The 11,786-nt window shown below is 65.0% G+C and carries 11 protein-coding genes; 7 read left to right on the top strand and 4 right to left on the bottom strand.

Annotation, left to right across the window (positions count from 1 at the left end):
• Positions 1–87 precede the first annotated feature (87 nt).
• The gene (locus tag ACNJX9_RS21985; RefSeq protein WP_439404135.1) at positions 88–690 is read right to left on the bottom strand and encodes a DNA-3-methyladenine glycosylase; all 603 of its coding nucleotides are present in this window, start codon (positions 688–690) and stop codon (positions 88–90) included.
• Positions 691–820: 130 nt separating this feature from the next.
• On the opposite strand from ACNJX9_RS21985, the gene lipA reads away from it, so the two are divergent.
• Together lipA and ACNJX9_RS21975 are read left to right on the top strand one after the other, a co-directional pair.
• Positions 821–1,777 carry a lipoyl synthase gene (gene lipA, locus ACNJX9_RS21980; protein ID WP_439404133.1) on the top strand — a complete coding sequence of 319 codons (957 nt, stop codon included), beginning with the start codon at positions 821–823 and terminating at the stop codon, positions 1,775–1,777.
• A 6-nt stretch (positions 1,778–1,783) separates the two neighbouring features.
• Positions 1,784–2,266, top strand: coding sequence for a type II toxin-antitoxin system RatA family toxin (locus tag ACNJX9_RS21975; protein ID WP_439404132.1), 483 nt, complete (start codon positions 1,784–1,786; stop codon positions 2,264–2,266).
• Positions 2,267–2,366: 100 nt separating this feature from the next.
• Here the strand turns inward: ACNJX9_RS21975 and ACNJX9_RS21970 are convergent, their stop codons facing one another.
• Together ACNJX9_RS21970 and ACNJX9_RS21965 are read right to left on the bottom strand one after the other, a co-directional pair.
• On the bottom strand, positions 2,367–2,975 hold the full coding sequence (locus ACNJX9_RS21970) for a CinA family protein (protein ID WP_439404131.1): 609 nt from the start codon (positions 2,973–2,975) through the stop codon (positions 2,367–2,369).
• A gap of 4 nt (positions 2,976–2,979) precedes the next feature.
• The gene (locus tag ACNJX9_RS21965) at positions 2,980–4,161 is read right to left on the bottom strand and encodes a bifunctional 2-C-methyl-D-erythritol 4-phosphate cytidylyltransferase/2-C-methyl-D-erythritol 2,4-cyclodiphosphate synthase (protein ID WP_439404129.1); all 1,182 of its coding nucleotides are present in this window, start codon (positions 4,159–4,161) and stop codon (positions 2,980–2,982) included.
• Positions 4,162–4,443: 282 nt separating this feature from the next.
• Here ACNJX9_RS21965 and dusB point away from each other — a divergent pair, with 282 nt between their 5' ends.
• From dusB to ntrC, 3 genes are read left to right on the top strand one after another with little or no spacing between them, the layout of a single operon-like run.
• Positions 4,444–5,445, top strand: coding sequence for a tRNA dihydrouridine synthase DusB (dusB, locus tag ACNJX9_RS21960; protein WP_439410104.1), 1,002 nt, complete (start codon positions 4,444–4,446; stop codon positions 5,443–5,445).
• On the top strand, positions 5,442–6,611 hold the full coding sequence (locus ACNJX9_RS21955) for a two-component system sensor histidine kinase NtrB (RefSeq protein ID WP_057756646.1): 1,170 nt from the start codon (positions 5,442–5,444) through the stop codon (positions 6,609–6,611). Before dusB ends, ACNJX9_RS21955 begins: the two co-directional genes overlap by 4 nt.
• 9 nt (positions 6,612–6,620) lie before the next feature.
• Positions 6,621–8,063 carry a nitrogen regulation protein NR(I) gene (ntrC, locus tag ACNJX9_RS21950; protein WP_057754959.1) on the top strand — a complete coding sequence of 481 codons (1,443 nt, stop codon included), beginning with the start codon at positions 6,621–6,623 and terminating at the stop codon, positions 8,061–8,063.
• Between the two features lie 188 nt (positions 8,064–8,251).
• Here ntrC and ACNJX9_RS21945 read toward each other — a convergent pair whose 3' ends face one another.
• Entirely contained in the window at positions 8,252–8,398 is a 147-nt protein-coding gene (locus ACNJX9_RS21945) for a hypothetical protein (RefSeq protein ID WP_439404128.1), read from the bottom strand.
• A 175-nt stretch (positions 8,399–8,573) separates the two neighbouring features.
• Between ACNJX9_RS21945 and ACNJX9_RS21940 the strand changes: the two genes are divergently transcribed.
• On the top strand, positions 8,574–10,796 hold the full coding sequence (locus ACNJX9_RS21940) for a DUF3141 domain-containing protein (RefSeq protein ID WP_439404127.1): 2,223 nt from the start codon (positions 8,574–8,576) through the stop codon (positions 10,794–10,796).
• A 29-nt stretch (positions 10,797–10,825) separates the two neighbouring features.
• The gene (locus tag ACNJX9_RS21935; protein WP_439410103.1) at positions 10,826–11,785 is read left to right on the top strand and encodes a phosphate acetyltransferase; all 960 of its coding nucleotides are present in this window, start codon (positions 10,826–10,828) and stop codon (positions 11,783–11,785) included.
• Position 11,786 lies beyond the last annotated feature (1 nt).

Raw genomic sequence — 11,786 nt, 5'->3', positions numbered from 1 at the left:
AGGACCAGACCTCAGGTGCGCAATTGCGCACCGGGGAATCTGGAGATTCCGGGTTCGGCTCTTCGAGCCGCCCCGGAATGACGACGATCACTTCGGGAACGGCTTGCTGAGGAATTTCGAGCCCCTGACACCATAGCGCCAGGGCAGATCGACAGCTTTGGTGATGCCGATCCGGATGCCGGTTGCGACCTGGACATCCTCCGTCCGTGCATGCAGCGCGATCGGCGGCCGGTCCAGGGGCAGGGCGTTGTGCGCGATGGTGATGCCGAGGGCCTCGGTCAGTTTGCCTGGGCCCGAGCACAGCGCGTGCACCTCCTGGAGATGGCGGCGGCGACGCATCGCAGCCAAACCATGCGTCGGCTCCAGCGCGCGGATCAGCACGGCGGAAGCCGAGCCTTCCGCCTCGCAGACGAAGTTGACGCACCAGTGGATGCCGTAGGAGCGGTAGACATAGGCAAAGCCTGGCGGACCGAACATGATCTGGTTCCGCGGGGTCGGGCCATTGTAGGAATGTGCCGCCGGCTCGGTATGATGATAGGCCTCGACCTCGACGATGATCCCGCCGACGCCGTCGACCAGCATGGTCGCCCCGATCAGGTCGGACGCGACCTCGCGGACGTCGCGGTCGAAAAAGCTGCGCTTCAGGGCCTTGCCGAGCCGGGGTGTGGAAGACTTCGAGACTGGAGCCATTCGAGGTGAGAATCGCCTGAGAACTGAGCAGGATATTGCCCATATCTGCCATGTTCCCTGAAGCGGCGCGAGCCGGGTTGCGGCAAGCAGCCAGACCGACTAGGTAGGACCTGAACAGACCGGACAGATCATGGTCGTTATTGTCGATACCATCACGAACCCGCTGCGCCCGCGCCACCCCGAGAAGGTGAATCGTCCCGATTCCGCTTCGCCGCCGAAGCCGGACTGGATCCGCGTGCGCGCGCCCAACACCCGCGGCTATGCCGACACCCGCAATATCGTGCGCGCCAACGGCCTGCACACGGTGTGCGAGGAGGCGGGCTGCCCGAACATCGGCGAGTGCTGGGACAAGAAGCACGCGACCTTCATGATCATGGGTGACACCTGCACCCGAGCCTGCGCCTTCTGCAACGTCAAGACCGGCCTGCCCAACGCGCTGGATGCGGCCGAGCCGCAGAACGTCGCCGAGGCTGTCGCCAAGCTGGGTCTCGCCCACGTGGTCATCACCTCCGTCGACCGCGACGATATCGCCGACGGCGGCGCCGAGCACTTTGCCCAGACCATCCGCGCAATCCGCGCTGCCTGTCCCTCGACGACGATCGAGATCCTGACGCCGGACTTCCTGCGCAAGGAGGGGGCGCTAGAAGTCGTCGTGGCCGCGCGGCCCGACGTCTTCAACCACAATCTCGAGACCGTGCCGTCGCGCTATCTCACGGTGCGACCGGGTGCGCGCTATTTCCACTCGATCCGGCTGCTGCAGCGGGTCAAGGAGCTCGATCCCGCCATCTTCACCAAGTCCGGCATCATGGTCGGCCTCGGCGAGGAGCGCCACGAGGTGCAGCAGGTGATGGACGATCTGCGCTCGGCCGACGTCGATTTCCTGACCATCGGGCAATATCTCCAGCCGACCCGCAAGCATCACGCCGTGATGCGCTACGTGCCGCCCGACGAGTTCAGCTCTTACGAAAAGGTTGCCTATACCAAGGGCTTCCTGATGGTGTCGGCGAGCCCGCTGACCCGCTCGTCGCATCACGCCGGCGAGGACTTTGCGAGACTGAAGGCCGCGCGGGCTGCGGCCGCGCGCTGAACCGATATGCCCCGATTTTCGAGCAAGCGCCGTGTCAGTCACAGCGCATCCGAGATGTTTGATCTGGTCGCCGACGTCGAGCGTTACCCGGAATTCGTGCCCCTGTGCAGCGCACTGAAGATCCGCCAGCGCATGGCCAAGCCTGACGGCACCGAGGTGCTGGTCGCCGACATGACGGTGTCGTTCAAGCTGGTCAGGGAATCCTTCACCAGCCGCGTGACGCTCGACCGCGCCAATCTGAAAATCCTGGTCGAATATCTGCAAGGCCCGTTCAGTAATCTCGAAAACCGCTGGACCTTCGAGCCGAAGGGCCAGCAGGACGGCAATGAATTCTGCGACGTCGGCTTCTTCCTCGCCTATGAATTCAAGAGTCGCATGCTGGCAATGCTGATGGGCTCGATGTTTGACGCCGCGTTTGCGCGGTTTTCAACCGCATTCGAAAAAAGGGCGGATGCGATCTATGGCCGGCCGAAGCTGGCGTCGTCGTAGTTTGCTTGTAGCCCGGATGGAGCGCAGCGCAATCCGGGATTCCCTCCGCGAACATAGAAGTCCCGGATTGCGCTGCGCTTCATCCGGTCTGCGGGACTTGCTATCCCCTCGGTGATCGTGGAGGCCTGCGCTTTGCCGCATGCCGGCGCGGCGTGCGCGTCACGCGGGGACGCAGGCGGCTCGCGGCGGCGCGTTGCGGCTTGGCCGCGACTTGCGGGCCACGGGCGAGTTCCATCAGCATGCGGAGCGCTTCGACCACCGAACGCTGGCGCACCGCGGTGCGGCCGATCGCGCCGAAGCGCTGCTCGCGATGGATGATGCGGCCGTCGCGCGCGGCAGCGGCGAAATGCACGAGGCCGACCGGCTTGCCCGGCGTGGCGCCGCCGGGGCCCGCGATGCCGGTGATGGCAACGGCAAGATCGACGCCCGCGCGTTCAAGCGCACCGACTGCCATTGCGGTCGCGGTCTCCCTGCTGACCGCGCCGAAATTGGCAAGCGTGCTGGCCTCGACGCCCAGCATCGCGCGCTTGGCGTCGTTGGAATAGGTGACGAAGCCGCGGTCAATGACGTCGGACGAGCCGGGGATGTCGGTGAGTGCGCCGGCGACGAGGCCGCCGGTGCAGGACTCGGCGGTCGCGATCGTCAGCTTGCGCATCCGGCACAAATCGAGCAGCGAGCGGGAGAGGGCGCGTGCGTCGCTGCCTCCCATGATCCTACGCGCTCCAGGGCAGGCGGACGGTGGCGCTGGCGGTGGCCGCGATGCCTTCCTCGCGGCCGGTGAAGCCGAGCCGCTCGCTGGTGGTTGCCTTCACCGCGACGCGGGAGATGTCGACGCCTGAGATCTCGGCGATGCGCGCGCGCATGACGTCACGCAGCGGGCCGATCTTCGGTCGCTCGCAGATCATGGTGACCTCGAGATTGGCGATACGGCCGCCGCGCGCGGTGACGCGCTCGACGGCGTATTTCAGGAACTGGTCGGAGGAGGCGCCCTTCCACTTCGCATCGCTCGGCGGGAAGTGCGAACCAATGTCGCCGTCGGCGAGCGCGCCGAGAATCGCATCGACCAGGGCATGCAGGCCGACGTCACCGTCGGAATGAGCCAGAAAGCCTTTCGTGTGCGGCACGCGCACGCCGCAGAGCATGACATGGTCGCCTTCGCCGAAGGCGTGCACGTCGTAGCCGGTGCCGGTCCTGATATCACCGAGGAGGCTGGTCAGGCGCGCTTCCTCGCGCACGAAATCCTCAGGAGTGGTGAGCTTCATATTGGCAACATCGCCTTCAAAGGTCGCCACCGTCAATCCCGCCCATTCGGCGATCGCGGCATCATCGGTGAAATCAGATCGTCCGTCCTTGGCAGCGCGACGATGCGCCTCGAGGATGACATCGAAACGAAAGGATTGCGGCGTCTGCGCTACTCGCAAACGCGCGCGGTCCGGCGTGTCCTCGACATCGCCGTCAGCGCTCGTGACCTTGATGGTATCGGTGACGGGGACGACGGGGATGGCCGCGCCGGTGCGGCTGGCCGCCTCGATCGCGCGCGAGATCACGCCAGCCGAGACGAACGGGCGGGCGGCGTCATGAATCAGGACGATGTCGGGCTTGTGCTGCGCCAGCGCTTCGAGACCCGCCAGCACCGAAGCCTGGCGCGTCGCGCCGCCATTGGCCGGTGCCTCGTGCTTGAGGCCTGCGACCGCCGCCGTGAACATGGCGCTGTCATCAGGGTTCACCACCGGCTGCACGGCTGATACTTCGGGATGGGTGCTGAACGCTTCCATGGCGCGGTAGATCACGGGCACGCCGCCGATCTCTCGATATTGCTTGGGGCCACCGGCGCCTGCGCGCAGGCCACGTCCGGCCGCGACGAGAACGACTGCGGTGCGCTGTGATTTCGCCATAGGACTCAAATATTCAACTGCTAAAGGGAAGAGTCGGGAGTGAGGTGATTGCCGGCATGCCTCTAGCACGGCAGGCCCGCAAAAAAAGGGGGATTCCCGGGATTGTGGGATTCAGCATTTTGCTGCACTGCACTTGAAAGATCTGCAGAACTGTCTAAACTGTAGGCATGACGCTTGACTGCACAAGAATTGTGCGCAAGATAGATCATGGCAGGCGCGATGAGGCGCTGCCCAGGCAACGAGACCCCCGTGACCGGCTCGGCAGTATCAGGCTCTAAGCCGTTGAAAATAGGCGATATTGAAATCGCCAATCCGGTCTTCCTGGCACCGATGTCGGGAGTGACGGATTCACCCGTCCGCCGTCTGGCCGCCGAGCTGGGGGCCGGCCTGGTCGTCTCCGAAATGACGGCCAGTGACGAACTCGCCAATGGTCACCGGATGTCGCGGTTGCGCTGCGAAGCGACCGGGGTTGGGCCCCATGTGGTCCAGCTCGCCGGCTGCGAGGCGCATTGGATGGCGGAAGGCGCCCGGATTGCCGAGGCCGAGGGCGCCGACATCATCGATATCAACATGGGCTGTCCGGCCCGTCACGTCACCGGCGGCCAATCAGGCTCGGCCCTGATGCGCGATCTCGATCACGCCGTCGGCCTGATCGAGGCGACGATATCAGCGGTGAAAGTGCCGGTGACGCTGAAGATGCGGCTCGGCTGGGACGATCACACCCGCAACGCGCCGGAGCTGGCGCGGCGCGCGGAGGCCGTCGGCGTCAGGCTCGTCACCGTTCACGGCCGCACCCGTTGCCAGTTCTACAAGGGCGAGGCCGATTGGGATGCGATCCGCGCCGTGCGCGAGGCCATCTCGATTCCGCTCGTCGTCAATGGCGACATCACCTCTTACGACAAGGCGCTCGCGGCGCTCGAGGCCTCCGGCGCCGATGCCGTGATGATCGGTCGCGGCGCCAACGGCCAGCCCTGGCTGCCCGGCGAAATCGGGCGACGGCTGAAGGGTGGGGCGGCTGAAGCCATGCCCTCGCTCGCGACGCAACTTCATTATGTCCGCACGCTTTATGAGGGCATCTGCACTCTCTATGGCCTGCGGGTCGGGCTCAAGCATGCGCGCAAACATCTCGGCTGGGCGCTCGATGTCGCGGCCGAAGCCAGCGGTGCGCCGGCCCCGACGCTGAAGGCCTGGCGCCAGAAGATTTTGACGTCCGAGGATCCGGGCCTGGTCCACCGATCGCTACAGGATGCCTTCGACGATTTTGCATGGAGCGCTGCTGCATGAGCTCAGCCGCGGACCATCGCAAACCTGGCGACAGCGAGGCGATCCTCGATGCGTTGCCCAATCCCGTGCTGTTGATCGGGCCGGACGGCAAGATCGTCGCCGCCAATATTGCGACCGAAGCCTTCTTCGATATCTCGACGCAGTTCCTGAAGCGGCAGTCGCTGAAAGAGCTGGTGCCGTTCGGCAGCCCCTTGCTGGCGCTGATCGACCAGGTGCGGTCGTCGAACTCGCCGGTCAACGAATACAAAGTCGATCTGGGCACGCCGCGCATGGGCGGCGATCGCCAGGTCGATCTGCATGTCGCCCCGCTCACCGAGCGGCCCGGCCATATCGTCGTGATGCTCCAGGAGCGCTCCATCGCCGACAAGATGGACCGCCAGCTCACCCACCGCAGCGCTGCGCGCTCGGTGATAGCGCTAGCAGCGATGCTCGCGCATGAAATCAAGAATCCGCTCTCCGGCATCCGCGGCGCGGCGCAGCTCCTGGAGCAGCAGGCATCCTCGGAAGACCGCATGTTGACCCGCCTGATCTGCGACGAGGCCGACCGCATCGTCACGCTGGTCGATCGCATGGAAGTGTTCGGCGACGAGCGCCCCGTGGTGCGCGGTCCCGTCAACATCCACTCCGTGCTCGATCACGTGAAGCGGCTGGCCCAGTCGGGCTTTGCCCGCAACATCCGCCTCATCGAGGACTATGATCCTTCGCTCCCCCCGGTGCTGGCCAACCAGGACCAGCTGATTCAGGTGTTCCTCAATCTGGTGAAGAATGCCGCGGAAGCCTTGATCGACGTCCCCGACGGCGAGATCCAGCTTACCACCGCGTTCCGCCCCGGCGTGCGCCTGTCAGTTCCCGGTCAAAAATCCCGGGTATCCCTGCCGCTCGAATTCTGCGTGCGGGACAATGGACCAGGCGTGCCGGACGATCTTCTGCCCAATTTGTTCGACCCGTTCGTGACCACCAAGCAGACCGGCTCTGGCCTCGGTCTTGCTCTGGTCGCCAAGATCGTCGGCGATCACGGCGGCATCATCGAATGCGAGTCTCAGCCGCGCAAGACCACCTTCCGCGTGCTGATGCCGATGTACTCGACATCGGTCAAACACACAGATCACAGCAGTCGCGACGGCTCTGCCGGGAAGTCGTCGTCTGCATCACAGGGGGCAAAATGAGGATTAACAATGCCCGCAGGTAGCATTCTCGTCGCTGATGACGACACCGCCATCCGCACGGTTCTAAACCAGGCACTTTCCCGGGCCGGGTATGAAGTCAGGCTGACCGGCAACGCCGCCACGCTGTGGCGCTGGGTCAGCCAGGGGGAGGGCGATCTCGTCATCACCGACGTGGTGATGCCGGACGAAAACGCCTTCGACCTGTTGCCGCGGATCAAGAAGATGCGGCCGAATTTGCCGGTCATCGTCATGAGCGCGCAAAACACGTTCATGACGGCGATACGCGCCTCGGAGCGCGGCGCGTATGAATATCTGCCAAAGCCCTTCGACCTGAAGGAGCTGATTGCCATCGTCGGCCGCGCGCTCGCGGAGCCGAAGGAACGCGTCGCGACAGCTGACGATGACGCAGAGATGGAGGCGATCCCGCTGGTCGGCCGCTCGCCGGCGATGCAGGAAATCTACCGCGTGCTCGCGCGTCTGATGCAGACCGACCTCACCGTGATGATCACGGGCGAGTCCGGCACCGGCAAGGAGCTGGTGGCGCGCGCACTGCACGATTACGGCAAGCGCCGCAACGGGCCGTTCGTCGCGGTCAACATGGCGGCGATCCCGCGCGACCTCATCGAATCCGAGCTGTTCGGCCATGAGCGCGGCGCCTTCACCGGTGCCAACACGCGGGCGTCCGGCCGGTTCGAGCAGGCCGAGGGCGGCACGCTGTTCCTCGACGAGATCGGCGACATGCCGATGGAGGCGCAGACCCGCCTGCTGCGCGTGCTGCAGCAGGGCGAATACACCACGGTGGGCGGCCGCACCCCGATCAAGACCGACGTGCGCATCGTTGCGGCCTCCAACAAGGATCTGCGCGTCTTGATCCAGCAGGGTCTGTTCCGCGAGGACCTGTTCTTCCGCCTCAACGTCGTGCCGCTGCGGCTGCCGCCCTTGCGCGAGCGCATCGAGGATCTTCCGGATCTCGTGCGTCACTTCTTCGCGCTCGCCGAGAAGGACGGCTTGCCGCCGAAGAAGCTCGATGCGCTGGCGCTGGAGCGGATGAAGCAGCACCGCTGGCCCGGCAACGTGCGCGAGCTGGAGAACCTCGCCCGTCGCCTTGCCGCGCTCTACCCGCAGGACGTGATCACGGCGTCCGTCATCGACGGCGAGCTGGCGCCGCCTTCGGTCAGTCCGGGGGCCGCGGTCCAGCAAGGTGTCGACAATCTTGGCGGCGCGGTGGAAGCCTATCTCTCATCGCACTTCCAGGGCTTCCCGAACGGCGTGCCGCCGCCCGGCCTCTATCACCGCATCCTCAAGGAGATCGAGGTACCGCTGCTCACGGCCGCGCTCGCCGCGACCCGCGGCAACCAGATCCGCGCCGCCGATCTGCTCGGCCTCAACCGCAACACGCTGCGGAAGAAGATCCGGGATCTCGATATCCAGGTGTACAGGAGCGGGGGCTAGTCCCAGCGACAAACGCCGTGCGCATTTGCGCAGGAGTGGCTCAGCTCCCTACCACAGCGGAGCTGAGCCTGTCCGGATCGCGCTGGCTGTTCGTGGCAGGCGCGGAGGACAGAAGTCCTGATAGGGCTGATATGTTCCGCTAGAACATTCGAATTGTCGTCATGCCGTCGCAGCACGCCACCTCGCGCCTATCTGAGCAGGCGCGCTGCAACTGGCTGGATATTGGCCATCTCCACGGCCGGGTCCTGCCTGCTTGGCCCGTTGACCAGGAGGTCAGAGGCCACGATCAGCAGCAACACCGCCGAAACCATCGTTGCGAGGAAGAATCTGTCCATTCCGGTTAAGCCGGAAAGGCTGCAATCCGTTCCCGCCGTCGACCTCGGTCTTCTTGCCTCTTCTTAACAGGGTTCCGCGTAGCGGCGGCGCGCGCAAGTCGCCCACCGTTGACCTATGTCAACGTGAGCCATGGCGGCTCGCCTTGAATGACCTCGCACCACGACGAGGTCGAACATGGCAATGGAAAATTTGAAGCTGCCTGATGGTCCCATGTCAGGGCTGGTCGCCTCGGCCGTGGAATATCTGGTCGATGCCGGCCAGCGCAGCGTGCTGTTCCTGGACATCATGCGCCAGCGGGGCGACCAGTATCGCGAGCATGTCGCGCAGACCGCACCGCATGTGCTGCAATATGCTGCCGAATTAATCACCGACGGCCGCACGCTGGATGAGCCCGTCAATTACGCGCTGGTGCGCATCGTCCCGCCCAAGGACGTCACGATCGACATGACCCGGCGACCATTCGTCGTGGTCGATCCGCGCGCAGGCCATGGCCCCGGCATCGGCGGCTTCAAGGCGGACAGCGAGATCGGCGTCGCGATGAAGGCCGGGCATCCCTGTTATTTCATCGGGTTCCTGCCCGAACCCATGCCGGGCCAGACGATCGAGCGCATCGCGCGGGCGGAAGCGAAGTTTCTTGAAACTGTCATCAACCGTCACCCCGAGGCCGACGGCAAGCCCTGCGTCATCGGCAATTGTCAGGCCGGCTGGGCGGTCATGATCCTGGCATCGCTGCGGCCGGAACTGTTCGGTCCGCTGATCATTGCCGGCGCGCCGCTCGCGTATTGGGCAGGCGTCCACGGCAAATATCCGATGCGCTATTCGGGTGGCCTGTTGGGCGGAAGCTGGCTCACCGCGCTCGCCAGCGATCTCGGCGCCGGCAAGTTCGACGGCGCCTGGCTGGTGCAGAATTTCGAGAACCAGAACCCCTCGAACACGCTCTGGACCAAGCAATACAACGTCTATTCCAAGGTCGACACCGAGGCCGAGCGCTATCTCGATTTCGAGCGTTGGTGGGGGGGCCACGTCAACCTCAATGCGGAAGAGATCCAGTTCATCGTCGACGAACTCTTCATCGGCAACAATCTCGCGGCCGGCCGCATCGAGATGTCCGATGGCCAGAAGGTCGATCTGCGCAACATCCGTTCGCCGATCGTGGTGTTCTGCTCCAAGGGCGACAACGTCACACCGCCGCAGCAGGCGTTGGACTGGATCCTCGACTGTTATGCCGATGTCGACGAGATCAGGGCCTATGGCCAGACCATCGTCTACACCGTTCACGACAGCATCGGCCATCTCGGCATTTTCGTGTCCGGCGGCGTCGCCAAGAAGGAGCACGCCGAATTCTCCAGCAACATCGACCTGATCGACGTGCTGCCGCCCGGGCTCTACGAGGCGACGTTCGAGGCGAGGGGCAACGAGACGCTCAATGCCGATCTTGCTGCCGGGCAATGGGTGATGCGCTGCGAGGCCCGAACGCTCGACGACATCAGGGCCATGGGCGGCAATTCCCCCGAGGACGAGCGGCGGTTCGCGGCCGCCAAGCGCGTCTCCGAGCTCAATCTGGCGGCCTATCAGAAGTTCGTGCAGCCCTGGGTCAAGAAGATGGTGACGCCGCAGGTGGCGGATTGGGCACGCAACATGCATCCGCTGCGGATGCAGTACGAGGCGTTCAGCAGCAAGAATCCCTGGATGTCCACGGTCAAAGCGGCCGCCGATCGTGTCGAGGATGAGCGCAGGCCGGTGTCGAAGGACAATCCGTTCCTGGCCTTCCAGGAGCAGATCTCCAAGCAGATCGTGCACGCGCTCGATAGCTGGCGCGACACCCAGGAGGCGCTCAGCGAGACCATCTTCCTCAATGTCTACGGCTCACCCGCGCTCCAGGCCGCGGTCGGCATCGATCCCAATTCCGTGCCGTCACGCCGCCGCGAGATGTCGGACGAGCATCGCGCCATGCTCGAAAAGCGCATTGCGGAATTGAAGGCGAAGATCGGCGAGGGTGGTCTCCGTGAAGCCTCCATCCGCGCGCTGCTCTATGTCGGCTCCGCGCGCGGCATGGTGGACGAGCGCAGCATCGAGGCGCTCCGTCAGGTCAGGCGCGACCATGCCGGCCCCCGGATGACGCTGTCCGAATTCAAGATGCTGGTGCGCGAGCAGTTCTTCATGCTGCTGCTGGACCGGGAGGGCGCGTTGGCGGCCATCCCAAGCCTGTTGCCCGCCGATATGAACCAGCGGCGCACGGCCTTCGCGGCGATTCGCGAGGTGTTGTCGGCGAGCGAGGACATCACCGGCGAGCGCGCCAATCGCTTGAAGCGTGTTGCCGGGCTGTTCGGCCTGGACGAGGAGGGCGAGACAATGTCGAACGTCGCCCCTTTCGACTCGCAGGCACGGGCGTCGTAGCGCGGATTGGCGGAAACGGGAGCGACATGATGTCGGCGGATACGATGCACAAGACCGGCAGCAAGTACGACCGGCTGATCGCGGCGGCGCAGGCGGTGCCGGCGACACCGACCATCGTCGTGCACCCCTGCGACGAGACCTCGCTCCGCGGTGCCGTCGACAGCGCCAGCGCGGGCATCATCCGGCCGATCCTGGTCGGGCCCGAAAAGAAGATCAGGGACACGGCCGCAAAATTCGACCTCGACGTGTCCGGATTCGAGATCGTCGACGCCGCGCACAGCGAGGATGCGGCGGCCAAGGGTGTCGAGCTGATCCATGCCGCCAGGGGCGAACTGCTGATGAAGGGCAGCCTGCATACGGACGAGCTGATGCGCGCCGTCACGGCGAAAACGGGCGGCCTGCGCACCGACAGGCGCATCAGCCATGTCTTCGTCATGGACGTGCCTGCCTACGCCGAGACGATTTTCGTGACCGATGCCGCGATCAACATCTTCCCCGATCTCGATGCCAAGCGCGACATCATCCAGAACGCGATCGATCTCTACAACCAGGCCGGCTTCGGCAAGACGCCGCGGGTTGCAATCCTGTCGGCAGTCGAAACGGTCACCTCGAAGATCCCGTCCACGATCGAGGCCGCGGCGCTCTGCAAGATGGCCGATCGCGGCCAGATCACCGGCGGCATGCTCGACGGCCCGCTGGCATTCGACAACGCCATCGACCCGGAGGCGGCGCGGATCAAGGGCATCGTCTCCGAGGTGGCGGGACGAGCCCAGATCCTGATGGTTCCGGACCTCGAATCCGGCAACATGCTGGCCAAGAACCTCGCTTATTTCGCCAAGGCCGATGGTGCCGGCATCGTGCTGGGCGCACGGGTGCCGGTCGTCCTGACCTCGCGCGCGGACTCGCCGCGCGCGCGCATGGCGTCCTGCGCGGTCGCAGCGCTCTACGCATCAGCCCGGCGCCAGCAGGCGCCGACAGTCGCCGCGTGAC

This window comes from Bradyrhizobium sp. BLXBL-03 (genome assembly GCF_051853015.1).
In the GTDB taxonomy this organism is placed as follows: domain Bacteria; phylum Pseudomonadota; class Alphaproteobacteria; order Rhizobiales; family Xanthobacteraceae; genus Bradyrhizobium; species Bradyrhizobium manausense.
The sequence above is the reverse complement of the archived record's forward strand: the minus strand, read 5'-3'. Positions and strand labels throughout refer to the sequence as shown.